Here is a 23,384-nt window from a genome sequence, read left to right as displayed (position 1 = left end):
GGGCGTGCGGGGTGGGTTTGGGTGCTGACTGGTATGCGCTCGGCGACCGTCCGGATCCCGTCCGGCGGCGACATCCCTGTTTTCCCGGAATCCACCCTCCGGTATTGTGAATCGATTGTGTCTTCAGTGTTTTTGATCGACGGATCGGAAATAGGGCCTGAAAAGCCCGCGCTCGCCGCCTGGTCGAGACAATTCGCCGCACCGGCCCGGGTATCCGCTCTGGGTGGCCCGTCAGGTGCTTCTGGGTGGGAGCGAACGGGTGGGGTACCCGGCGCGGTCGGGTCATACCGCGAAACCATCCCGAATGACGATGGGCACGACTCGCCCGCGGCGCGTACAAAAGACGAGTGATGGACTGCTGGCCGTCGACGGACGCGGAAGTCGGCGTCGCTGAAGTCGGCGCCGCTGAAGTCGGTCTCCCCGAAGTCGGCGTCGCGGGAGCCGGTCTCAACGGGGCCGGTCTCAACGGAGCCGGTGTCTCCGACGCCGAGGTGGCCCGCGCGCCGGCCGGGCGCGGCCGGTTCCGGCCCGGTCCGTTCCGCGTCGTGATCGCGGATGACGCCGACGGGCTGCGCGAGCTCCTCTGCCTCCTGTTCGACACCGAGCCGGACTTCACCGTGGTCGGCCGGGCGACGAACGGGGCGGAGGCCGTCGAGGTCGTCACCCAGACCGCGCCCGACCTCGTCCTGCTGGACGTCGCGATGCCCGTGCTCGACGGCATCGGAGCCCTGCCGCATGTGCGGATGGCGGCGCCCGACGCGCGAGTGGTGATCTTCACCGGCTTCTCCGAGAGCGCGCTGCGCGACGAGGTCATGGCCCTCGGCGCGGACGAGCTGATGGAGAAGGACCTGTCCACCAGCGCGCTGCTCGACCGGCTCCGGCAGATGTGCCGGCGCCCACGCCTCGTCTGAGCCCCACGGGCGAGCCCCGTCCCGCTTCGGCCCGGTTCTGGCCGTGCCGTCGGCTCGAATTCCCGGTCGTTCGCGCGTCGTGTGTGAGCCGTGACCCAGATGGGGTGTGACGACACAACCACGACGTCAGGGCGTCATCTGTGGGAGCATGGCCATCGTGACTGCCCGGGTCCATCTGCTGGAGCCGTCGGTCGGGCGAACAGACGCCCGTCGCCGACGCGCTGGCGCGTTCCCGCCGGCTGGGCCGTCACGGTCGGGGATCAACGTTATCCGGTTCATGCCCGGTGCCTCGACGGCCCCCTCGGCGCCGTCGGCGTACTCCGGCTCCGGCCAGCCGGGCCGGCATGGTCCGTCCGGCGTCCGCGGCGCGCTCGCGTCCCGGCCGGGTGACGTCTGCCCCGTCGACCTCCGCCTGGTCGCACGTCTGCACGTCGACCTGTTGCGCGTCTCCAGCGCCGGCTGTCGCCGCTCCCGCTGAACTCCGCCCGCGCCGGCGTTCGACGCCGTCGTGGACCCTGCTCACCGAGAGATCTCATGACTTCTCCTGCTCGACCCCCGCGTGCCGCGCGCCCGCAAAGCCCGTCCCGACCCAAGGGGCAGGGCCAATGGGCGCTGGGCTACTCCGAGCCGCTCAACCCCAACGAGCGGATGAAGAAGGACCAGGACGGCCTCGCCGTGCGCGAACGCATCCTGAACGAGTACCCGCACACGGGGTTCGACGGGATCGACCCGCAGGATCTGCGCGGCCGGTTCCGTTGGTGGGGGCTTTACACCCAGCGCCGGCCGGGGATCAGTGGCGGCCGCACCGCCGTCCTCGAGCCCGAGGAGCTCGACGACCGCTACTTCATGCAGCGCATCCGCCTGGACGGCGGCCGGATGACCTCCGAACAGCTCCGGATCATCGCTGACATCTCCACCCGTTACGGCCGGGACGTCGCCGACGTGACCGACCGCCAGAACATCCAGCTGCACTGGATCCGCATCGAGGACGTCCCGGCCATCTGGGGGGCGCTCGAGGCCGCGGGGATGACCACCGAGGAGTCGTGCGGCGACACCCCGCGCGTCATCCTCGGCTGCCCGCTGGCCGGGGTGGACGCCGACGAGGTCATCGACGCCACCGGCGTCATCGACCAGGTGGTGGAGCGGTTCGTCGGCGACACCACGCTGTCGAACCTGCCCCGCAAGTTCAAGAGCGCGATGTCGGGCTGCCCCGACCAGTGCACCCTGCACGAGATCAACGACATCGCCTTCGTCGGTGTCGTGCACCCCGAGCTCGGCCCCGGATACGACCTGTGGGTCGGCGGTGGGCTGTCGACGAACCCGAAGCTCGGCGTGCGCCTGGGCACCTTCGTCACCCCGGAGCGGGTGCCCGAGGTGTGGCACGGCGTCATCCAGCTCTTCCGTGACTACGGCTACCGGCGGATGCGGACCAGGGCGCGGCTGAAGTTCCTCGTCGCCGACATGGGCGTCGAGTGGGTGCGCTCGACCCTGGAGAAGGAGTACCTGGACGCGGCGCTGCCGGACGGCCCGGCGCCGCTGCCGCCCCGCAACGAGGGCCGCGACCACATCGGCGTCCACCAGCAGCGTGACGGGTTCTTCGCGGTCGGCTTCGCGCCGCGGGCCGGCCGCCTCACCGGGACGACGCTCACCGCCGTCGCGAACCTCGCCGACCGGTTCGGCCAGGGGCGGATCCGGGCGACCACCACCCAGAAGCTGGTGATCCTGGACGTCCCCGGCGAGAATCTCGACGCGCTCGAGGCGGAGCTGGCCGCGCTCGACCTGGTCGTCCGGCCGAGCGTCTTCCGCCGCGGCACGATGGCCTGCACCGGCATCGAGTTCTGCAAGCTGGCGATCGTCGAGACCAAGGGCAACGCCCGCGACCTCATCGTCGAGCTGGAGCGCCGGCTGCCCGACTTCGACGAGCCCATCGGCATCAACATCAACGGCTGCCCGAACGCCTGCGCGCGGTTCCAGGTGGCCGACATCGGCCTCAAGGGCTCGCTCGTCCCGGACGACAACGGCGAGATGGTCGAGGGGTTCCAGGTCCACCTCGGTGGCCACCTGGGCACCCGCTCCCGGCTGGGCCGGAAGTCACGTGGTCTCAAGGTGACCGCCGACGGCCTGGTCGACTACGTCGTCGGCCTGCTGGAGACCTACCAGGAACACCGGGCCGACGGCGACACCTTCGCCGACTGGGCGGAACGCGCGGACGAGGCGCTGCTGACCGGCGTCGGGTCCGGCTCCGCGTCGGCCGGCCCGGCCGGCGGCCAGACCGAGGGCGGCGCGACGTGAGCGCCCGCGCCGTCCCGTTCTACTGCCCCTACTGCGGTGACGAGGACCTCGTTCCCGAGCCCGCGCCGGGCGGGACGGGCGAGGGCCACGGGCACTGGTCGTGCCGGTCGTGCCGGCGCGCCTTCCGGCTCAGTCTCACTGCGCTGGCCACAGCCAGAACAGGTTCGGCGAACGGCACCGTCGTGGCGCCGTCGGACGTGGAGGAGAAGAACTGATGGATGCCGCGCTGAAGGCCCGGGCACTGCGGGCCGGCGACGAGCTCGAGGGCGCCCCGGCGGAGGAGATCCTCCAGTGGGCCGCCGACGAGTTCGGCACCGGTCTCGTCGTCGCGGCGTCGATGGCCGAGGCGGTCCTCGTCGACATGCTCGCGCGCATCCGCTCGGACGTCCCGGTGGTCTTCATCGACACCGGCTACCACTTCGCGGAGACCATCGGCACCCGGGACGCCGTCGCGCACACCTACTCGTTGCCGATCATCAGCGCCCGCCCGCAGCTCACCGTCGTCGGTCAGGACGCCGTGCACGGGCCGCGGCTCTACGAGAGCGACCCGGACCTGTGCTGCCGGATGCGCAAGATCGTCCCGCTGGACCGCGCGCTCGCCCCCTACCGGGCCTGGGCGGCCGGTTCGCGGCGGGTGGAGTCCGCCGGGCGCAAGAGCCTGCCGGTCGTCGGCTGGGATCAGCGCCGCGGCAAGGCCAAGATCCACCCGCTGGCCACCTGGACGGACGAGGACGTCGAGCGGTACGTCCAGGAGCACAACGTGATCGTGAACCCGCTGCTCTCCGACGGCTACGAGTCGGTGGGCTGCTGGCCGTGCACCCAGCGCGGCGCCGGCCGGGACGGCCGCTGGGCCGGTACGACCAAGACCGAGTGCGGCATCCACTAGTTCGCTTGGCCCGCAGCCGGGAGCCGGGTGGCGCACAGTTCGGGGCAGGTGGCCAGGACCACGCTGTACCGTGCACGCCGTGGCAGTCGTGACACCTGGGCCGCAAGCCCGTGGATCCGGGTCGGATCCGGCACCTTCCCAGGTCAGTCGGCCCGGCGAGGTATGGCTGGTGGGGGCTGGGCCGGGTGATCCCGGGCTGCTGACGGTCCGCGGGCGGGAGCTGCTCGCCACCGCCGACGTCGTCGTCACCGACCGCCTGGCCGCAGCCGTCCTCCTCGACGTCGCCCGGCCGGACGCCCGCGTCATCCACGTGGGCAAGAGCCCGACGACGTCCCGCAGCCAGGACGAGGTCAACGCGCTGCTGGTCGAGCACGCGCGCGCCGGCGCCCGGGTGGTGCGGCTCAAGGGCGGCGACCCGTTCCTGCTGGGCCGGGGCGGCGAGGAGGCCGAGGCCTGCGCCGCCGCCGGTGTCAGCTGCACCGTGGTCCCCGGCGTGACCTCCGCGATCGCCGTGCCCGCGTACGCCGGCATCCCCGTCACGCACCGTGGTGTCGCGCAGGATCTCGCGATCATCTCCGGCCACCTGCCGCCGGGGCACCCCGAGTCGACGGTCGACTGGGCCGCGCTCGGTGCCTCCCGCGCCACGATCGTCGTGCTCATGGGGGTCGCCCGGCTGGTCGACATCGTCGACGCGCTACTGGCGGGCGGACGTCCGCCCGGGACCCCGGCCGCTGTCATCGAGCGCGGCACGACCCCGGCACAGCGGGTGCTCCGCACGACCCTGGACGCCCTCGTCGTCGACGCCGTGGCCTTCGGGCTGCGCTCCCCGGCGGTGCTGGTCGTCGGCGAGGTCGCCGCACGCAGGGACGCCGCCGTCCCCATCCCGCCGGTGGTCGAGGCCGACGCCGATCACGGCGAGCGGGTCCCTGACGGGTACGGCACGCGGGACACGCGCGTCCCCGACGGGCAGGGCATTTCCGACGGGCAGGGCATTTCCGGCGGTCGGGGCGTCTTCGGTGGTCGGGGTGTCTCCGGCGGGCAGGGCGGCCGCGCCTCGTCGGGGCGGCCCGGGGTGGCCGGCGACGCTCCGCTGGCGGGTATCCGTGTCCTCGTCCCGCGTACCAGGGCGCGGCAGGGGCTGCTCGCCCGCAGGCTGCGCGAGCTGGGCGGCGAGGCCGTCGAGACGGTGGTCAGCCGGCTCGTCCCGACCGGGGACGCGACGCCGCTGCGCGAGGCGCTTCCAGGTGCGGACGGCCTCGTGCTGGCTGACTCCGACGAGGTCGCCGCCGTGGTCTCGCTGCTGCGGGGCGCGGGTACGGACGTGCGGGCGCTCGCCGGGCTGACGCTCGTCGCGGCATCCGCCTCGGCCGCCGCCGCGCTCGACGCGCTGGGGCTGGCCTGCGCGCGGTCGTCGGCCGAGGTCCAGGTCGCCCACACGGTGGTGACGGAGGTCCCGGTGCCCGGGCTGCGGGTGGTGATCTGCGGGGCCGCGCCGCCGCCGGTGGGGATCCGGACGCTGCGTCGCGTGCGGCTGCTCGCCGACGCGCCCGCCGAGGCCGACCCGCGGATCGCTGAGGAACTGCGCCATGGTGACGTCGACGCCGTCGCGCTGGCGTCGTCGACGGCGGCCCGCTGCCTGGTCGAGCTGTACGGTCCGTTGCCGGACAGTGTCCTCGTCGCCGCGATGGGCCGGCGCACCGCGCAGGCCTGCGAGGCTGTTGGCCTGCGGGTGGACGCGATCCCGTCCGAGCCGGGGATCTACCCGCTCGCGGCGGCGGTCGCCGATCTCGTGGCCGGCCGGCGAGCGCCGACGGCGTAGCCCAGGGCGTCGGCAGACCCGGTCGGGGGCCTGCCGGCGGCTGGGCGGGCGGGGTGGGCACTGCCGTGGCCTTAGCGGTACCCCGCGAACGCAATGGTCAGGAATGTGCCGGTGCCGCGGCGGCGGCCTGGTGCAGCGCGTCCTCGATGCGGGCCTGCACGGCCCGCACGACCCCCGGATGCAGCCCGAGCGGCTGGGTGACCGTCCAGCTCGTCCCGGGGTGGTCCGTCTGCGCTGCCGCCAGAGCGTCCGGGATGTCGCGGCTGGTGTGGTTCCCGTCGAACAGGAAGAAGGGATGCGCCACGATCTCCGAGCAGCCGGTGCGGACCAGCGCGGCGTAGCCCTCCGCGATGTCCGGGCGGGCGATCTCGAGGAAGGCCGGTTCCACCGCGTCCCAGGCGGGGGGCGTGCCGGTCGGCACGCCGCCGCCGCTCCCGTCGCCGGGGGCTGGGGCTGGGCTGTCGGTGTCGGCACCGGCCAGCGTGCGCGCGAGCTCGACGACCGTGGCGTTCGCCTCCGCCCGCCGCGAGCCGTGTCCGATCACCAGGAGACCGCGCATGCTCTCTAGTCTGCAACCAGCGGCGGGCGGCGCGTCGCCGGGCGGGCGCGTCGCCGGGCGGGCGCGTCGCCGGGCGGTTCCGGCCCGCCGCGGCGCGGCGGCGCGGGCCCGGCTCTGATGCTGGGGTGGCTCTGTTCCTGGCGGCTGATCGGAGGCCCGGCTCGGCTTCTTGCCCTGAGGAGTCCTTCTCGCCGTTTGGTTTCTTCCTCGCCGTTTCGGGTGTCGATGGCAGCGGATTCCACCTCATTAGGGCGAGATGGAAACGAAAGGGCGAGCAGGCCGCCCGGCCCTTTGGGAGTTCTGTCCGATAGATAGCGATCTGTCCTGGTCGTGTGGTCTGGGATCGCAGTGGCCCTCGGGGTTGGAGATCGCCGGGCCCGGTGGCCCGGCTCGCGGGCTGGGTGCTGTTACGGCGGGCGGCCGTCGGAAGACGGACAGCATACGGTCATCCGACGCTGCGCGGGTTACCGTCGCGAGCGACGGCCGCCCGGCGCGACCCGGACCGCCGGCCTGTCGCCGGCGCGGCCGAGGCGTGATGATGGGGTGTCCGCGGGTTCCCGCGGGATCGAGGGTGGCGGCACGTCGCGGTGGCGCCCGAGACGAGCGGGAGACCAGTGGCGGACCGATCGGCACGCCGGACGCGGGGTGCCCCCCTGCAGCCGGGTGATCCGACGTTGATCGGGCGCTACGAGGTCGTCGGCCGGCTGGGCGCCGGCGGCATGGGCACCGTCTTCCTGGCCCTCGACCAGAGCAGCCGGCACGTAGCGATCAAGGTGATCCGCTCGGATCTCGCGGTGGATCCGGAGTTCCGGGAGCGGTTCGCCGACGAGGTCGCCGCCGCCCGCCGGGTGGCCCCCTTCTGCACCGCGCAGGTCCTCGACGCCGACCCGCACGCCCGCCGTCCCTACCTGGTCACCGAGTTCATCGACGGTGCCCGGCTCGACGAGGTCGTCGCCGAGTCCGGGGCGCTGCCGCTGTCCACCCTGCAGGGGGTCGCCGTCGGGGTGGCCTCCGCGCTGACCGCGATCCACGGCGCCGGGATCGTGCACCGTGACCTCAAGCCCAGCAACGTGCTGCTGTCGTACTCCGGCCCCCGGGTGATCGACTTCGGGATCGCGCGGGCGCTCGACGCGGCGGGCGGGCGCACCCAGTCCGGGCTGGTCCTGGGCTCGGCCGGGTGGATGGCCCCGGAACAGATGGAGGGCACGGCGCCGGTGGGCCCGGCGACCGACGTCTTCGCCTGGGGCCTCCTTGTCGCCTACGCCGCGGGCGGGAGCCACCCCTACGGCGACGGCACCTATCTCGAGATGTCGGAGCGGATCCTCACCGGCCAGCCCGACCTGCGGCCCGTCCCGGCACAGCTGCGCGACGTCGTCGCCGCGGCGCTGCGACGCGACCAGCGGGTGCGGCCGTCCGCCGAGCAGATCCTGCTGAACCTGCTCGGTGACCGTGGCCGGAGCGGCAACACGCGCGCCGTGGCCAGTGAGGTCCTCGACGGCACCTGGCCACGCGGCCGGTCCGCCGCCGCCGCGGCGGCCGCCGGCGCGGGCGGCGCGGGCGACACCTTCGGCGCGGCAGGTGCCGCCGGAGCCGCCGGAGCCGGTGGTGGGCCCGCGGCGACCCGTGTGGCGGGCGGGACGGCCGGCGCGGGCCAGGCCCCCGGCCGACCGGCCCGGACCCGCGTCGCCGGCCCCGCGGACGTCAGTAGCCGCTGGTGGGAGGGCCCGCCGGCGCCTGCCTCGGGCCGGCCGGGCGACGGTGCGGCCCCGGGCGGGTTGCCCGGTGCCCGCCCGGCATCCCCGCCGGTGCCGGGCGGGCAGCAACCCGCCCGCCGCCGCCGCAAGGGCGGATTCGTCCAGTACGGGGACGAGCCCGAAGCCGCCCGACCGGACGGGCGGTACTCGGCAGGTGCGGCCGGCGCGGCTGGAGCCGGCGCGGCGGCGGCCGGTGCCGGCGCGGCCGGTCCGCCGCAGGCCCAGGGCGGCGGCGCGCGGCCGGCGAGTGCCAGGCCGGCTCCCCGTGGATACGCACCCGCCGCGCCACCCCCGCCCGCGCCTCGCCCGGCGCCGCGACCGGCTCCCCGGCCGGCGCCCTCGCCCGCTCCGGCGCCGGCGCCGTACTACGGCGACGCGCACCGCCCGGCACCCCCCGCGCCGGCGCCGTACGCGCCGAGCCGCCGGCCGCGCCGGCGGTGGCGCCTGCGGATCCCGTTCAAGAAGACGATCATCTTCGTGGCGCTCGTGCTGCTCCTGCTGTCGGCGGCCGACCAGATCGCCACGATGGTGGACGACCAGCGCCAGCGGCTCTGGGACAGAGTCGTCAGCACATTCCGGGACGACATCGGCGGCCGGATCGACGACCTGTGGGGCAAGACCGACAACCTGCGTGACCAGACCCCTGACCTGGGCGACCAGGTTCCCAACCTGTCCACCCAGCTGCCCGGCGGGCTCGGGAACCAGAACGGCTGAACCGTGCTGGCGCGGGCCCGGGCCGGCCACGCTTCGCGGCCGCGTGGAGGTCGGCGGCATGAAACAGGCCCGACGCAGGTACACCGTCGTCATGGCGAACTTCAGCAGCAAGGTCCAGGAGATGCTCCACAGCCCGAAGGCCCGCCAGATGGTCGACAAGGCGCGGGCCGCGGCGAACAAGCCGGAGAACCGCGACAAGATCCGACAGCTGTCCAGCAAGCTCACCAGCCGCGGCCGTAGCGGGCAGGGTACCGGCCATGACGCCCGTGTCGGGCCGGACAACATGCACTCCGACGTGCACCGTTCCGACTTCGGCGGCCAGAACGGCGCCGGGCCTTCCGGCCCGGGAACGACCGGTGCGGGCGGGCCCGGCGCCGGGGCGGGTTCCGGCTCCCGCGACAGCTCGGGATACGACCGGATCTGAGCCGGTCCGCCACCCGGCCCCGGCGCCGCCGGGGCCGGCGCCACCCGGGCCGGCGCTTCCCCGGGCCGGTGTAGCCCGGGCCGGGGCTTCTGAGGCGGTGTCTTCCGAGCCGGCTCGTCCGAGTTCGGCCGCCCGTCGCCCGGGGCTCGCCCGGCGCAGGTCGTACGATCCTGGGGTGAGCCTTGTTGATGCCGACGGTGAGTCCCCGGCGGGCCGGGCCCGCGTTCCCGACGCCGAGATCCGCGCGCTGCTCGACCGGGCGGCCGACGGCGGGCGGATCTCGCCGGAGGAGGCGCTCCTCCTCTACACGTCCGCTCCGCTGCACGGGCTCGGGCGCGCGGCCGACGCCGTCCGCCGCCGCCGGTACCCGGACGGCATCGCCACCTACATCATCGACCGGAACATCAACTACACCAACGTCTGCGTGACGGCCTGCCGGTTCTGCGCCTTCTACCGGTCGCCGAAGCACGCCGAGGGCTGGGTCCGCGACCTCGACGACATCGTCGCCAAATGCGGCGAGGCGGTCGAGCTGGGCGCCACCCAGATCATGCTGCAGGGCGGCCACAACCCCGAGTTCGGGATCGAGTGGTACGAGCGGACGTTCGCCGGCATCAAGGCCGCCTACCCGCAGCTCGCCCTGCACTCGCTCGGCGCCAGCGAGGTCGTGCACATCGCGCGGACGTCCGACCTGGACTTCGCCGAGGTGATCACCCGGCTGCGCGACGCCGGGCTCGACAGCTTCGCCGGCGCGGGCGCGGAGATCCTCACCGAGCGTCCCCGGCACGCGATCGCCCCGCTCAAGGAGCCCGGCCACGTGTGGCTGTCGGTCATGGAGATCGCCCACGGCCTGGGCCTGGAGTCGACGGCGACGTTCATGATGGGCACCGGCGAGACCAACGCCGAGCGCATCGAGCACATGCGCATGATCCGGGACGTCCAGGACCGCACCGGCGGGTTCCGCTCGTTCATCCCGTGGACGTACCAGCCGGAGAACAACCACCTCGGCGGCCGGACGCAGGCGACGACCCTGGAGTACCTGCGGCTGGTGGCCGTCGCGCGGCTGTTCTTCGACAACGTGGCCCACCTGCAGGGCTCGTGGCTGACCACCGGCAAGGAGGTCGGCCAGCTCACCCTGCACATGGGCGCCGACGATCTCGGCTCGGTGATGCTCGAGGAGAACGTCGTCTCCTCCGCGGGGGCCCGGCACCGCACCAACCGGTCCGAGCTCATCCACCTGATCCGGGCCGCCGACCGCATCCCGGCGCAGCGCGACACGCTGTACCGGCACCTCGTCGTGCACCGTGACCCGGCGCTCGACCCGGTCGACGACCGGGTGGCCTCGCACTTCTCCTCGACCGCGCTGCCGCTGGTGTCGACCTGAGCCACGACCAGCGCCACGAACCGAACGCTGTCCCGAAGGCCGTCCCGAATGCTGTGTCGACGTCCGCTGAGGCGGTCAGGGGCGAGCCGGCCGCGGTGGGTAGCGGGCCGAAGATCGAGCTGCACGTCCACCTCGAGGGGACGGTGCGGCCGGAGATGCTGCTCGCGATGGCGCGCCGCAACAACGAGGCGCTGCCGGCGCGCACCGTCGAGGGCGTGGCCGAGCTGTACCGCTTCCGCGACTTCGACCACTTCCTCAAGGTCTGGGTGCTCACGACGCAGGTCATGCGCACGGCCGACGACTTCCGCGAGGTCGTCGTCGACTACGCGGGACGGGCCGCCGCGCAGGGCGCCGTCTACCTCGAAGGCATCTTCTCGCCGTGGTTCCGGGTGAACCGGGGCGTGCCCTGGCAGGAGATCTTCACCGGCTACGCCGAGGGTGCCGTCGAGGCCCGCGAGCGCTTCGGGGTCGAGGTACGGCTGACCCCGGACATCGACCGGGTGCTGCCACCCGAGGTCGCGATGGACGTCGTCGGCTGGGCAGCCCGGTTCACCGACCGCGGTGTCGTCGGGATCGGGCTCGGCGGGCCCGAGGTGGGCCATCCGCCGGAGCCGTACGCGCCGGTCTTCGCCGCCGCCGCGGACGCCGGCCTGCCCGCCGTCCCGCACGCGGGGGAGACGGCCGGCGCCGAGTCGGTGCGCGGCGCGCTGCACGCGCTGGGGGCGAGGCGGATCCGGCACGGCGTGCGGGCCCTCGAGGACCCCGAGCTCGTCGCCGAGCTGGTAGAGCGGGGCATCGTGCTGGACATCTGCCCGACGTCGAACCTGCGGACGGGTGTCGTCACCGACCTGGCGGCGCACCCGCTGCCCGAGCTGCTCGCGGCCGGGCTGCGCTGCTCGCTGGCCACCGACGATCCGGCGATGTTCGGCACGGATCTCGAACGGGAGTACGCCGTCGCGGCGGGCCTCGGGGTGCGCCTCGCCCGGCTCTACGAGGCCGGGGTTGCCGGCGCGCTGTGCGACGACCGGACCCGGTCCCGGCTGGCGGCGCTCGGGGCCGGCACGGACTGGGACGCCGCCCAGGCCACGGCGCTCGCCGCCGAGGCGGCTGGGTCGGCGGCGGCTGGGTCCGCGCTGGCCGGGTCTGACGCGGCTGGGTCCGCGACGACGGGGTCCGTGGCCATGATGAACGCAGAGGGATGAGCCGGTGAGTCGAGCGGGTCTGGACAAGAAGCCCGACCAGGTGGCCGCGATGTTCGACCAGGTCGCGCGGCGGTACGACGTGACGAACGCGGTGCTGTCGGCCGGCCTGGACCGCACCTGGCGGACCGCGACCGCGCGGGCCCTGGCCCTGGCGCCTGGCCTGCGGGTCCTCGACGTCGCGGCCGGGACGGCGACGTCGTCCCGGGCCTTCGCCGCCGCCGGGGCCGATGTCGTGGCCTGCGACTTCTCTCTCGGCATGCTGGCCCAGGCCCGGCGCCGGCTCGCCGACGCGACCGCGCGGGCGGGCGCCGGGGCGGGAACGGGTGGGGCGGGAACGGGTGGCGGCCGGGTGCTGCTGGCGGCTGGTGACGGCCTGGGCCTGCCCTTCGCGGACGGCTCCTTCGACCGGGTCACGATCTCCTTCGGTCTGCGCAACGTGGCCGAGGTCGACGTCTGCCTCGCCGAGCTGCTGCGGGTCACCCGGCCGGGGGGCGTGCTGGCGGTCTGCGAGTTCAGCCGTCCGGTGTGGCGGCCGGTGCGCACGGCGTACATGGAGTACCTGATGCGCGCGCTGCCCGCGGTCGCGCGAGCGGTGAGCAGCAGCCCGGACTCGTACGTGTACCTGGCGGAGTCCATCCGGGCCTGGCCGGGGCAGGCCGCGCTGGCGGAGACGATCCGCGCGGCCGGCTGGACAAGGGTGGGCTGGCGCAATCTCAGCGGCGGCATCGTCGCCGTCCACCGCGCCGTCCGCCCCGGCGGAGACGACTGACGTACGGCGTCGGTTGGCACCGCCGTCCCGGTTCCGCGGAACCTCAAGATCGACCGTGGCCCGTGGTGGTTGCGCCGTCGAGCGGGCGACGTGCGTGGGAGCGCCCGGAACCTCGCATCGGACCATTACTGCATGAGTTCGTATGATTGCGTTAGGCTCTCCTGAGGGATTCGAGCGATGTCCGGACTGCGCGGCGGCGTCGCCGCTGTATCAAGGGCGTGGCGTTCGACCGGTGCCGGCCGCACGCCACCGCTATTGTCGTGGGCGGTAGTCGGCTGCCTGGTGCTGCTTGGGCTGGACGTCGCCGTCGTGGTGCTGCTGGATCCGCGGCCTGCCGCTGCTACCGTCACGTCCACCGCTGCGGCATTCCTGGCCGCGACGGCCGTCTCCTGCTTGTGGACTGCTCGGCGCGCCCGTGGTGCCGAGCGCCGCTGGCGGCTGCTGATCGGTATCGCCACGGCCGGCGCGGTGGCTCCCAGCCTGGGGACGGCGAAGACATTGCTGGCCGGGGGCTCCGTGGCGGGTCGGTTTTCCCCGGCCCAGGCGGGCTTCTTCGTCCTCTATGGGGTGGCACTACTTGGGTTGCTGTCCCTGCCCTCTGAGCCGATAGACGGCCCGGGCGAGAACGCAAGCACGGTGCGACGTCGTGGGCATCGCTGGTACGCGATCACCGTGCTGGACAGCATACTGATCGTCGGTTCGATCGCCCTGCTGGAGTGGGGGACGGTGCTGGCCACGGTCGTCCAGGTGGGCGCGCCCGATCTCATGCAGTTCCTGTTCGCTCTGGTCCAGCCGGTCACCAGCATGATCCTCGCCGCCGCGGTACTGCTGATCGCGAGCTTCCGCCGGCCGCGTTCCCTGGCGACCTCGGCATTGCTTGGCGCAGGTTTGCTTATCTCGACAGTCACCGGTAACGGCTTTCTCTACCTCGCGGCAGCGGGCAACCGTGCCGCCCCGCCGGGGGCCTATCTGGGGTTCGCCCTCAGCTGGCTGCTGACCTTCCTGGCGGCGCTGGTGCCGGTACCCGCCCGCGTGCAGCCGGACGTCCCATCGCAGCCTGGCCCGCGGGCGATTTGGGCGCACGCCGTGCTGCCCTACATGACGCTCTGTGCGGCTGGCCTGCTGGTTCTCGGCAAGCTGTCGACTGGTGCACAGCTCGACCGGGTCGAGACGTATGGGATGGTCTGCTTGCTGCTGGTAGTGCTGGTCCGGCAGATGGTGACATTGGCGGAGAACAGCAAGCTGCTCGCCGAGGTCCGGGAACGTGAGCGCCAACTGCACTACCAGGCATTCTATGATCCGCTGACTGGTCTGGCGAACCGGGCATTGTTCATCCGGCGGCTGCAGCGGGCACTCTCGCGCGACGCCGACAACGGCGGTCGCGGCGACGGCGCCGCGCCGGTGTCTCTGCTGTTCCTGGACCTTGACGACTTCAAGCAGGTGAACGACACGTTCGGGCATGCCACCGGTGACGAACTCCTCAAGATCAGTGCCGAACGGCTGCGGGCGGGAACCCGGGCACTGGACACCGTCGCCCGGCTCGGCGGGGACGAGTTCGCCGTCATCCTCGACGGCGGCGGCCCCGACGACCCCCGCCGGATCGGCGAACGGCTCGCGACCGCGGTCCAGGCGCCGTGCCAGGTGGCCGGGCGGCCCTACACCCCACGAGCCAGCCTCGGCCTGGTCACCCTCGACGGCTCCACCGCTCGGCCAGCCAGTCCCGACATCCTGCTCCACCAGGCCGACCTGGCTATGTACGCGGCCAAACGGGAGCGCGCCGGCAGGCTGGTGGTCTACCGGCCGGACCTGTGAGCCCAGCGCAGAATCGGTTTCGCTGATGATGGCGCTGGCGGGTGTCGCTGTGGCGTCGGCTGTTGCCACGTGGGGGTCCGGACTGGCTGGGGCCGGGGGTGTCTGTGGTGCTCGGGCGGTCAGGTGGGGGTAAGGGCAGGGTGCAGGCGGAACAGGTTCAGGGCGGTGCAAGCCAGGCCGAGTCCGGCGGTGACGGCGGGGGTCCCTCTGCGGCGGAAGCAGCGCAGGCCGGTGAGGTCCTCGGGGTGGCCGATGACGGTCTCGACGGTGGCTGCCCGGCGTTTCCGGGGGGTCTCTACGGCGTCGTCACGCGGCGCGGGCTGGTTCTGGGACGGGTTTGAGGGCGTGGTTGCCGCGCTGGGAACGGACCTCGTCGACCTTCACTTCGGGACGTGTGCGTCCATCCAGGTCAGCGCGCGCGCCCAGGCGTCGCGGGCCGCGGCGGCGTCGTAGGAGTCGGGGCGCGCGTCGTTGTAGAAGGCGTGGCCCACCCCCGGGTAGCGGACGACCTCGGTGTCGACGTCGGCGCGGGCGGCCGCGGCCCGCAGGTGCTCCACCTGCTCCACCGGGATCGAGCGGTCGAGATCCCCGTACAGCCCCAGCCAGGGGGTCTGCAGGGCGGCGGCGAGGTCGAGCTGCGAGGGCTCGCCGAACCGACCGTCCTCGATGCCGCCGCCGTAGAACGTGACGGCGGCGCCGAGCGGGCGCCGTACGGCCGCGTGGAAGGCGATGCCGCCGCCCATGCAGAACCCGACGACGGCGCAGCGGTCGACCGCCGTCCCCGACTCGGCGAGCACCATCAGCCCGGAGTCCAGGTCGTCGAGGATGTCGTCGCCGGCCAGCCGGCCGCGCAGCGAGACCGCCGCCGCCGAGTCGGTGTAGTCGAAGACGGGGGAGCCCTGCCGGTGGTACAGATCCGGGGCGACGGCCCGCCAGCCGGCGTCCGCGAACCTGCGGCAGACGTCGGTCACGTGGTCGGTGAGCCCGAACACCTCGTGCACGACGAGGACGCCGCCGCGGGCGGTCCACCGGGGCTCCGCTATGACCGCGGGTGTCGGACCTTCGGCGGTGGTGAGAACGACTGTTTCTGAGGTCATGGCCGCGTCGATCTCCGATGTCGGTGGGGCCTGTCGATCCACGCCGGGCGGTCGGCGGGCTCCGGATCCGGTGGGGGCGCGTCGATCCGTGAGACGCGGGTCCGCGCGATGTCAGTCATTCGCGCGATGTCAGCCAACTTTCTGCCAGCCAAAGTCAGCCAACTTTTGTCAGCCAACTTTGCGGAACTACCCAGCTCGGGTGGTCATGTCACCTCCTGGCCGGGGACGGTCGGCCCGATCGTGCGCGTCATCCGTGCCCGCTTGGCGTCGCCCCCGCCCGCCCGCTCGCCCGGCGTGGGCCGCCTGCGTGCCCGCCGGCGCCGCCCGCGCTGCCTGCGCCGCCTGCGCCGCCCGCGCCGCCCGCGCTGCCGGCCGGCTCGCGCCGCACCGACAGGCGGGTGTTGGCCCGGTCGAGGGACCACCGAGGTGCCTATCGTCGCCGTGCCGTGGCGCTGCGTTGCGAAGTACGGGGGAAGTTGACTCGTCTGCGCATCTCGAGGTCCTGGTTGGTGCCTTGGGCCTTGGCAGGGCCTACACTCGGCGTGGCGCTCGTGAAGAATTTCACGAGCGCGCAAGCGGGAGACGTGGGACACGGCCCTGATCGGCCGACTGGCGCGGGAATCCGGAGCAGCGCGTGACCAAGCGGATGACGGAACGGGACGGCACCCGGGCGGATGACCGCCCCGACGACCGCCCTGACGCCGACGTCATCGTGGTTGGTGCCGGGCCGGGCGGCTCGGCCGCCGCGTACCACCTCGCCCGCACCGGGCTCGACGTCCTGCTGCTGGAGAAGAGCACCTTCCCTCGGGAGAAGGTCTGCGGTGACGGGCTGACCCCGCGGGCCGTGCGCAGCCTTGTCGAGATGGGCATCGACACATCGGTCGAGGCCGGCTGGCTGCGTAACAGGGGGCTGCGCATCATCGGCGGCGGTGTGCGCCTCGAGCTGCCGTGGCCGGAGCTCGCGAGCTGGCCCGACTACGGCCTGGTTCGCCCGCGCGCGGACTTCGACGAGATGCTCGCCCGGCACGCGGTCAAGGCCGGTGCCCGACTGGTCGAGGGCGCCTCCGTCACCGGGCCGGTGCGTGACGACCGGACGGGACGGGTGGTCGGCGTGACCGCGCGGGCCGGGGTCGACCGGGCTCCGGCCGAGTTCCGTGCCCCGGTTGTGGTCGCCGCCGACGGCAACAGCGCCCGGATCGCGCAGGCGCTGGGGATCCGGCGCCGGGAGGACCGCCCGCTGGGCGTGGCCGTGCGGCGCTACTACCGCAGCCCGCGCACGAACGACGACTTCCTCGAGTCCCACCTCGAGCTGTGGGAGGGCCCGCCGCGCCAGAGCCGGCTGCTGCCGGGCTACGGGTGGATCTTCGGTATGGGTGACGGCACCAGCAACGTCGGCCTGGGCATGCTCAACACCACCAGCGCCTTCCAGAACACCGACTACCGGGATCTGCTCCGCCGGTGGCTGAACGGGCTGCCGCCCGAGTGGGGCTACACCGAGGAGAACGCCACCGGCCCGGTCCGCGGCAGCGCGCTGCCGATGGCCTTCAACCGCGCCCCGCACTACCAGGACGGAGTGCTCCTCGTCGGCGACGCCGGCGGGATGGTGAACCCGTTCAACGGCGAGGGCATCGCATATGCGATGGAATCGGGCCGGATCGCCGCCGAGACGATCGTCCTTGCGCTCGCCCGGCACTCCGGGCCGGCCCGGGAGCGGGCGCTCGGGCGATATCCGGAGATCCTGGCTCAGACATACGGGGGGTATTACACCCTGGGCCGTTTGTTTGTACAGCTCATCGGGAATCCGACCGTGATGGCGCTGGGGACCAGGTACGGGCTGCCTCGGCCCATGCTGATGCGTTTCGTCCTGAAGGTCATGGCGAATCTGACCGACCCGCGGGGAGGTGACGCCACGGATCGACTGATCAACGCGCTGACCCGGTTGGCGCCCGCCGCCTGAACGCGGCCACGTTCGGAAGCAGCCGGTAGGGACGCCGGCAGCCGCCGGTATGGACTCCGGCGCACGTGCTCGCACGCGACACCTCCCGATAGTCGCGCGTGCTCCGAACCAGGGAACTCCGGGCTGTGTCAGACGTCCACGGGAGATCCCTCCGGCGGTGCTGCGGAGGGGAACAATCCCGGTGCGACCGGGAAATCAGAGGTCGCGTAGGCTGCACCCGCGCTCGGCACCCGCGGGGGCAGGAGCACGAAGCACCGGTTGGCTCGGGAGGCCCGTTCGGCCACACCCGGCGAACCGCCACCAAGACGTCCGCACCAAACTTTCGAAGGAGAGGAGTTCGGCATGCTCGACAGTTATGTGCCGATCCTCGTTCTGCTCGCGATCGCGATGCTGTTCGCGGTCGGTTCCGTGGCGGTGAGCGCGCTGGTCGGCCCGAAACGGTTCAACCGTGCCAAGGTCGACATCTACGAGTGCGGTATCGAACCCGAGCCGGTGCCGGCCGGGCCGCACCGGTTCCCGGTGAAGTACTACATCACCGCGATGCTCTTCATCGTCTTCGACATCGAGATCATCTTCCTGTTCCCGTGGGCCGTCACGTTCGACAGTCTCGCGGTCTTCGGTCTCGGCGCGATGGTGTCGTTCATGGCGACGATCTTCGTCGCCTACGCCTACATATGGCGCCGGGGGGGTCTGGAATGGGACTAGAAGAGAAGCTGCCCGGTGGAGTTCTGCTGACCACCGTCGAGAAGCTGGCCAACTGGTCGCGCAGGTCGTCGCTGTGGCCGGCGACCTTCGGCCTGGCCTGCTGTGCCATCGAGATGATGTCGACCGGCGCCGGCCGCTACGACCTCTCCCGCTTCGGGATGGAGGTCTTCCGGGCCAGCCCGCGCCAGGCCGACCTCATGATCGTGGCGGGCCGGGTGAGCCAGAAGATGGCCCCGGTGCTGCGCCAGATCTACGACCAGATGCCCGAGCCCAAGTGGGTGCTGTCGATGGGCGTCTGCGCGAGCAGCGGCGGAATGTTCAACAACTACGCGATCGTGCAGGGCGTCGACCACATCGTTCCGGTGGACATGTACCTGCCGGGCTGCCCGCCGCGTCCCGAGATGCTCATGGACGCGATCATCAAGCTGCACGAGAAGATCCTCGCCGGCTCGGTGTCGGGCAAGGTCGAGCACACCAAGGCCGGCTCGTCGCCCTACCCGAAGCCGATCGAGGTGGCCACGGCGTGGTCCGGCCTGCCCGCCGGCGCGGTCGACACCCGCACGCTGTCGGTCAACGACCGCAAGCGGTTCAGCCTGCCTGAAGGCGCGCCCGTCCCGGCGGGGCGCGGTGCCGTCGAACCGGTGCTGGACGAGCGCCGCCCGGCGGCGATCGCGCCGCCGTCCGTCTTCGGCCGCGGCAAGCGGGTGCCCGTCGACGCCAAGCCGACCGACGAGTCCCGGGCCGACGGTCCCGGACCGAGCACGGAGACCCTGACCGATGACTGACCTGGTACCGGGCTCCGCCGGCGTTCCGGGCGGCCCCGGCGGCCGCCGCCGGGACGCCTTCGGCGCGCGCGGCAGTGGCGACACGTCGGGCTTCGGTGGCCTCGTGCCGCCGGTGGCGGCCCTGGCGTCGACGTCCCGCCCGTTCGGCGACGAGGCCGCCGACACCGTCTACGACACCCTCGAGCGGGTCTTCCCCGAGCTGGGCGACGCCGTCGAGCGGGTCGTCTTCGCGTACGGCGAGCTGACGATCCACGTGCGCCGCGAGCGGCTGCTGGACGTCGCGTGGACGCTGCGCGACGACCCGGGGCTGCGCTTCGAGCTGCTGTCGTCGTTGTCCGGGGTGGACTACCCCGACGACCTGACCGGCCGCCGCCTGCACTCCGTGGTGCACCTGACGTCGCTGACCCACCGGCGCCGGCTGCGCGTCGAGGTCTCCGTCGCGGACGGCGACGCGGTGCTGCCGAGCCTGACCCCGGTCTGGCCGACCGCGGACTGGCACGAGCGCGAGGCCTACGACCTGTTCGGCATCGTCTACGAGGGCCACCACGGCCTGACGCGGATCATGATGCCGGACGACTGGGTGGGCCACCCGCAGCGCAAGGACTACCCGCTCGGCGGCATCCCCGTCGAGTACAAGGGCGCGCAGATCCCGCCGCCCGAGACCCGCCGGAGCTACTCGTGACCGGGCACTGTCCGGCCGGCACCCGGGCGCGGGCCACCACGGGGTCACGCGTGACCGCCAGGCACCCCCGAGCCGACTTCCGAGGTTCGCTATGAGCACGCACACCGAGACGCCCGTCGACGGTTCGGCCGAGACCATCACCGGCGCGCAGCCCTACGAGGCCGGGTTCACCGAGTCCTCCGCCGGTCGCATCTACACCGTGACGGGCGGTGACTGGGAACAGGTTCTCGGCACCGGTGAGGACGACGGCGAGCGGATCACCGTCAACATGGGCCCGCAGCACCCGTCCACCCATGGCGTGCTGCGGCTGGTGCTGGAGATCGAGGGCGAGACGGTCACCGAGACCCGCCTGGTCATCGGCTACCTGCACACCGGGATCGAGAAGAGCTGCGAGTACCGCACCTGGACGCAGGCGGTCACGTTCCTCACCCGCGCCGACTACCTCTCGCCGCTGTACAACGAGGCGGCGTACTGCCTGTCGGTGGAGAAGCTGCTCGGCATCACCGACGAGGTGCCGGAGCGGGCGACCGTCATCCGGGTGCTCGTCATGGAGCTGCAGCGGATCGCCTCGCACCTGGTGTGGCTGGCGACCGGAGGCATGGAGCTCGGCGCCACCACCGGCATGATCTTCGGGTTCCGTGAGCGCGAGAAGATCCTCGACCTGCTCGAGACGATCACCGGCCTGCGGATGAACCACGCCTACATCCGGCCCGGCGGCCTCGCCCAGGACATCCCGGACGAGGTGATCCCGGCGATCCGGGCGTTCCTCGACTACATGCCCAAGCGCATCCGCGAGTACCACGCGCTGCTGACCGGCCAGCCCATCTGGAAGGCGCGGATGGTCGACGTCAACTTCCTCGACGCCGCCGCCTGCCTCGCGCTGGGGACGACCGGGCCGGTGCTGCGCGCCGCCGGTCTGCCCTGGGACCTGCGCAAGACCATGCCGTACTGCGGCTACGAGACCTACGAGTTCGACGTCCCGACCGCGCTCGAGGGCGACTCCTACGCCCGGTACCTGGTGCGGATCGAGGAGATGGGCGAGTCCCTCAAGATCATCGAGCAGTGCCTGGACCGGCTGCGCCCCGGCCCGGTCATGGTCGCCGACAAGAAGATCGCCTGGCCGTCGCAGCTGGCCATCGGCTCGGATGGCATGGGCAACTCGCTCGAGTACATCCGCAAGATCATGGGGACCTCGATGGAGGCCCTGATCCACCACTTCAAGCTCGTCACCGAGGGCTTCCGGGTGCCCGCCGGCCAGGTGTACACGCAGATCGAGTCGCCGCGCGGCGAGCTCGGCTACCACGTCGTCAGCGACGGCGGCACCAGGCCGTTCCGCGTCCACGTGCGGGACCCAAGCTTCGTGAACCTGCAGGCCGTGCCCGCGCTGACGGAGGGCGGGCAGGTGGCCGACGTGATCGTCGGCGTCGCCTCCGTCGACCCGGTGCTCGGGGGAGTTGATCGCTGATGCCACTGACCGAACAGACCCGCGCCGCGGCCCGCGAGATCATCGCGCGCTACCCCGAGGGACGTTCCCGCTCGGCGCTGCTGCCGATGCTGCACCTGGTGCAGTCCGAGCAGGGCGCGGTCACCGCGGAGGGCGTGGAGTTCTGCGCCGAGGAGCTCGGCATCACCCACGCCGAGGTCAGCGCGGTCGCGACGTTCTACACGATGTACAAGCGCCGCCCGGTCGGCGACTGGCTGGTCTCCGTCTGCACGAACCTCTCCTGCCTGTTGCGCGGCGGCGAGGAGGTCTACGAGCGCCTGTCGAAGAACCTCGGCGTCGGGCACGACCAGACCACCGAGGACGGCACGATCACGCTGGAGCACGCCGAGTGCCTGGCGGCCTGTGACTACGCGCCGGTGATGACCGTCAACTACGAGTTCTACGACCAGGTCAACCCGGACTCGGCGGAGGAGATCGTCGAGGCCCTGCGGCGCGGCGAGCGCCCGGCCCCGACCCGCGGCGGCCCGCTGTGTACGTTCGGCGAGTCCTCGTTCCAGCTCGCCGGCTTCGAGGACCCGCGTCCGGAGGGCGTCGCCGGGCAGGGGGTGGGGACCCCGTCCCTGGCCGGCGTGCTGCTCGCCGAGGCCGCCGGCTGGAAGGCGGAGGACGGTGTGGCCGGTGCCCCGCCGCTGACCCCGCTGCCCTCGAACGCGCCGCCCTCGGCTGCTTCGGCCCCGGCTGCGCCGGCGTCGAGCAGCCCCGCATCGTCGAGCGCCGCCGCCCCGGCGAGCCCGGCGCCCGCGCCGGGGACGCCCGGCGTCCCGCAGACGAAGGTGAACTGACCATGCCTGTCACCCCGGTCCTCACCCGGCGCTGGACGGCGCCCGAGTCGTGGACGCTGGCGACCTACGAGCGCCTCGACGGCTACCAGGGCCTGCGCCGGGCGCTGGCGCAGAGCCCGGACGACCTGATCAAGCTGGTCAAGGACTCCGGCCTGCGCGGCCGCGGCGGCGCGGGCTTCCCCACCGGCATGAAGTGGGGCTTCATCCCGCAGGGCGACGGCAAACCGCACTACCTCGTCATCAACGCCGACGAGGGCGAGCCGGGTACCTGCAAGGACGCCCCGCTGATGAAGGCCGACCCGCACTCGCTGATCGAGGGCATCGTGATCGCCGCCTACGCGGTGCGCGCGAACCGGGCCTTCATCTACCTGCGCGGCGAGCTCATCCACGCCGGCCGGCGGCTGCGCGCCGCCGTCGCCGAGGCGTACCGCGCCGGCTACCTGGGACGCGACATCCTCGGTAGCGGCTTCGACCTCGACCTGGTGGTGCACTCCGGCGCCGGCGCGTACATCTGCGGCGAGGAGACGGCGCTGCTGGACTCGCTGGAGGGCCGGCGCGGCCAGCCGCGGCTGCGCCCGCCGTTCCCGGCGACCCACGGCCTGTACGCATCCCCCACGGTCGTGAACAACGTCGAGACGATCGCCACCGTTCCCTTCATCGTGAACTACGGCGTCGACTGGTTCCGGTCGATGGGCCGCGAGCGCGCCCCGGGCCCGAAGATCTACAGCCTCTCCGGCCACGTGACCCACCCCGGCCAGTACGAGGCGCCGATGGGCACGACGCTGCGCGAGCTGCTCGACATGGCGGGCGGCGTCCTCGGCGGCCGCAAGCTCAAGGCGTGGACCCCGGGCGGCTCGTCGACGCCGCTGCTGACCGCCGACCACCTTGACGTCCCGCTGGACTTCGAGGGCGTACAGGAGGCCGGCTCGCTGCTCGGCACGGCCGCCCTCATGATCATGGACGACTCGGTCGACATGCTCAAGATCGTGCGGCGGCTGACCCAGTTCTACGCGCACGAGTCGTGCGGCAAGTGCACCCCGTGCCGGGAGGGCACCACCTGGATGGTGCAGATCCTGTCCCGGATGGAGCGCGGCCAGGGCGACCCCGACGACGTCGACACCCTCGTCGACGCCTGCGACAACATCTTCGGACGCGCCTTCTGCGCGCTCGCGGACGGCGCCACCTCGCCGATCGTCTCCGGGATCAAGTTCTTCCGGAACGAGTTCCTCCCGATCACCCCGGTGGGGCCGTCGGGTTCCACCACGTCGGTAGCCGGCTCGGCGAACGGCGCGGCCGCGGGTGGCGCGGCCGCGGGCACGCCGGGCGCCTACGCGGGAGCGCACTGAGAT

The 23,384-nt window shown here is 72.8% G+C and carries 21 protein-coding genes and 1 pseudogene; 19 read left to right on the top strand and 3 right to left on the bottom strand.

The window, feature by feature from the left end; all coding sequences use genetic code 11:
- The first annotated feature begins 350 nt into the window (after positions 1–350).
- The 6 genes from E0504_RS16600 (at position 351) to cobA (ending at position 5,908) form a co-directional block, all read left to right on the top strand.
- On the top strand, positions 351–911 hold the full coding sequence (locus tag E0504_RS16600; RefSeq protein ID WP_165938532.1) for a response regulator transcription factor: 561 nt from the start codon (positions 351–353) through the stop codon (positions 909–911).
- Positions 912–1,188: 277 nt separating this feature from the next.
- Positions 1,189–1,389: a putative leader peptide gene (locus E0504_RS16595; protein ID WP_071066465.1), complete on the top strand. Its 201-nt coding sequence runs from the start codon at positions 1,189–1,191 to the stop codon at positions 1,387–1,389.
- A 56-nt stretch (positions 1,390–1,445) separates the two neighbouring features.
- Positions 1,446–3,203: a nitrite/sulfite reductase gene (locus tag E0504_RS16590; RefSeq protein ID WP_131625072.1), complete on the top strand. Its 1,758-nt coding sequence runs from the start codon at positions 1,446–1,448 to the stop codon at positions 3,201–3,203.
- Complete coding sequence (locus tag E0504_RS16585; protein ID WP_018505187.1) at positions 3,200–3,418, top strand: hypothetical protein; 219 nt, start codon at positions 3,200–3,202, stop codon at positions 3,416–3,418. Before E0504_RS16590 ends, E0504_RS16585 begins: the two co-directional genes overlap by 4 nt.
- A complete protein-coding gene (locus tag E0504_RS16580) occupies positions 3,418–4,089 on the top strand; it encodes a phosphoadenylyl-sulfate reductase (RefSeq protein ID WP_112108470.1) in 672 nt (223 codons plus the stop codon). Before E0504_RS16585 ends, E0504_RS16580 begins: the two co-directional genes overlap by 1 nt.
- 169 nt (positions 4,090–4,258) lie before the next feature.
- On the top strand, positions 4,259–5,908 hold the full coding sequence (gene cobA / locus E0504_RS16575) for a uroporphyrinogen-III C-methyltransferase (RefSeq protein ID WP_243657525.1): 1,650 nt from the start codon (positions 4,259–4,261) through the stop codon (positions 5,906–5,908).
- Positions 5,909–6,005: 97 nt separating this feature from the next.
- On the opposite strand, the gene E0504_RS16570 is transcribed toward cobA, so the two are convergent.
- The gene (locus E0504_RS16570; RefSeq protein ID WP_071066462.1) at positions 6,006–6,467 is read right to left on the bottom strand and encodes a sirohydrochlorin chelatase; all 462 of its coding nucleotides are present in this window, start codon (positions 6,465–6,467) and stop codon (positions 6,006–6,008) included.
- Positions 6,468–7,081: 614 nt separating this feature from the next.
- On the opposite strand from E0504_RS16570, the gene E0504_RS16565 reads away from it, so the two are divergent.
- The 6 genes from E0504_RS16565 (at position 7,082) to E0504_RS16540 (ending at position 14,523) form a co-directional block, all read left to right on the top strand.
- On the top strand, positions 7,082–8,935 hold the full coding sequence (locus E0504_RS16565) for a serine/threonine-protein kinase (protein WP_131625070.1): 1,854 nt from the start codon (positions 7,082–7,084) through the stop codon (positions 8,933–8,935).
- 58 nt (positions 8,936–8,993) lie between these two features.
- Positions 8,994–9,359, top strand: coding sequence for a hypothetical protein (locus tag E0504_RS16560; protein WP_243657524.1), 366 nt, complete (start codon positions 8,994–8,996; stop codon positions 9,357–9,359).
- A 175-nt stretch (positions 9,360–9,534) separates the two neighbouring features.
- On the top strand, positions 9,535–10,740 hold the full coding sequence (gene mqnC / locus E0504_RS16555) for a cyclic dehypoxanthinyl futalosine synthase (protein WP_049795791.1): 1,206 nt from the start codon (positions 9,535–9,537) through the stop codon (positions 10,738–10,740).
- Between the two features lie 155 nt (positions 10,741–10,895).
- Positions 10,896–11,942, top strand: coding sequence for an adenosine deaminase (add, locus tag E0504_RS16550; RefSeq protein WP_243657534.1), 1,047 nt, complete (start codon positions 10,896–10,898; stop codon positions 11,940–11,942).
- Positions 11,943–11,946: 4 nt separating this feature from the next.
- Positions 11,947–12,711, top strand: a complete 765-nt coding sequence (locus E0504_RS16545; RefSeq protein WP_131625069.1) for a demethylmenaquinone methyltransferase — start codon at positions 11,947–11,949, stop codon at positions 12,709–12,711.
- Between the two features lie 177 nt (positions 12,712–12,888).
- A complete protein-coding gene (locus E0504_RS16540; protein ID WP_112105322.1) occupies positions 12,889–14,523 on the top strand; it encodes a GGDEF domain-containing protein in 1,635 nt (544 codons plus the stop codon).
- A gap of 119 nt (positions 14,524–14,642) precedes the next feature.
- Here the strand turns inward: E0504_RS16540 and E0504_RS54250 are convergent.
- Both E0504_RS54250 and E0504_RS16530 read right to left on the bottom strand, forming a co-directional pair.
- Positions 14,643–14,816 (bottom strand): annotated as a pseudogene (locus E0504_RS54250) (transposase); the annotation flags it as partial.
- An 87-nt stretch (positions 14,817–14,903) separates the two neighbouring features.
- Positions 14,904–15,620, bottom strand: coding sequence for a dienelactone hydrolase family protein (locus E0504_RS16530; RefSeq protein WP_020463521.1), 717 nt, complete (start codon positions 15,618–15,620; stop codon positions 14,904–14,906).
- Between the two features lie 646 nt (positions 15,621–16,266).
- Here E0504_RS16530 and E0504_RS16520 point away from each other — a divergent pair.
- From E0504_RS16520 to nuoF, 7 genes are all read left to right on the top strand, one after another.
- Positions 16,267–17,577, top strand: a complete 1,311-nt coding sequence (locus tag E0504_RS16520) for a geranylgeranyl reductase family protein (RefSeq protein WP_041256663.1) — start codon at positions 16,267–16,269, stop codon at positions 17,575–17,577.
- 342 nt (positions 17,578–17,919) lie between these two features.
- Entirely contained in the window at positions 17,920–18,282 is a 363-nt protein-coding gene (locus E0504_RS16515; RefSeq protein ID WP_071066458.1) for an NADH-quinone oxidoreductase subunit A, read from the top strand.
- Positions 18,273–19,067 carry an NADH-quinone oxidoreductase subunit B family protein gene (locus E0504_RS54245; protein WP_018505174.1) on the top strand — a complete coding sequence of 265 codons (795 nt, stop codon included), beginning with the start codon at positions 18,273–18,275 and terminating at the stop codon, positions 19,065–19,067. The genes E0504_RS16515 and E0504_RS54245 overlap by 10 nt, the downstream gene beginning before the upstream one ends.
- Positions 19,060–19,749, top strand: coding sequence for an NADH-quinone oxidoreductase subunit C (locus E0504_RS16505; protein WP_112105323.1), 690 nt, complete (start codon positions 19,060–19,062; stop codon positions 19,747–19,749). Before E0504_RS54245 ends, E0504_RS16505 begins: the two co-directional genes overlap by 8 nt.
- A gap of 91 nt (positions 19,750–19,840) precedes the next feature.
- Positions 19,841–21,214: an NADH-quinone oxidoreductase subunit D gene (locus tag E0504_RS16500; RefSeq protein WP_112105324.1), complete on the top strand. Its 1,374-nt coding sequence runs from the start codon at positions 19,841–19,843 to the stop codon at positions 21,212–21,214.
- Positions 21,214–22,035: an NADH-quinone oxidoreductase subunit NuoE gene (gene nuoE / locus E0504_RS16495; RefSeq protein ID WP_020463515.1), complete on the top strand. Its 822-nt coding sequence runs from the start codon at positions 21,214–21,216 to the stop codon at positions 22,033–22,035. Before E0504_RS16500 ends, nuoE begins: the two co-directional genes overlap by 1 nt.
- Positions 22,036–22,037: 2 nt before the next feature.
- Positions 22,038–23,381, top strand: a complete 1,344-nt coding sequence (gene nuoF, locus E0504_RS16490) for an NADH-quinone oxidoreductase subunit NuoF (RefSeq protein ID WP_020463514.1) — start codon at positions 22,038–22,040, stop codon at positions 23,379–23,381.
- Positions 23,382–23,384: the final 3 nt, after the last annotated feature.

Source organism: Parafrankia sp. BMG5.11 (genome assembly GCF_004337455.1).
This window is presented reverse-complemented; position numbering and strand designations above follow the sequence as displayed.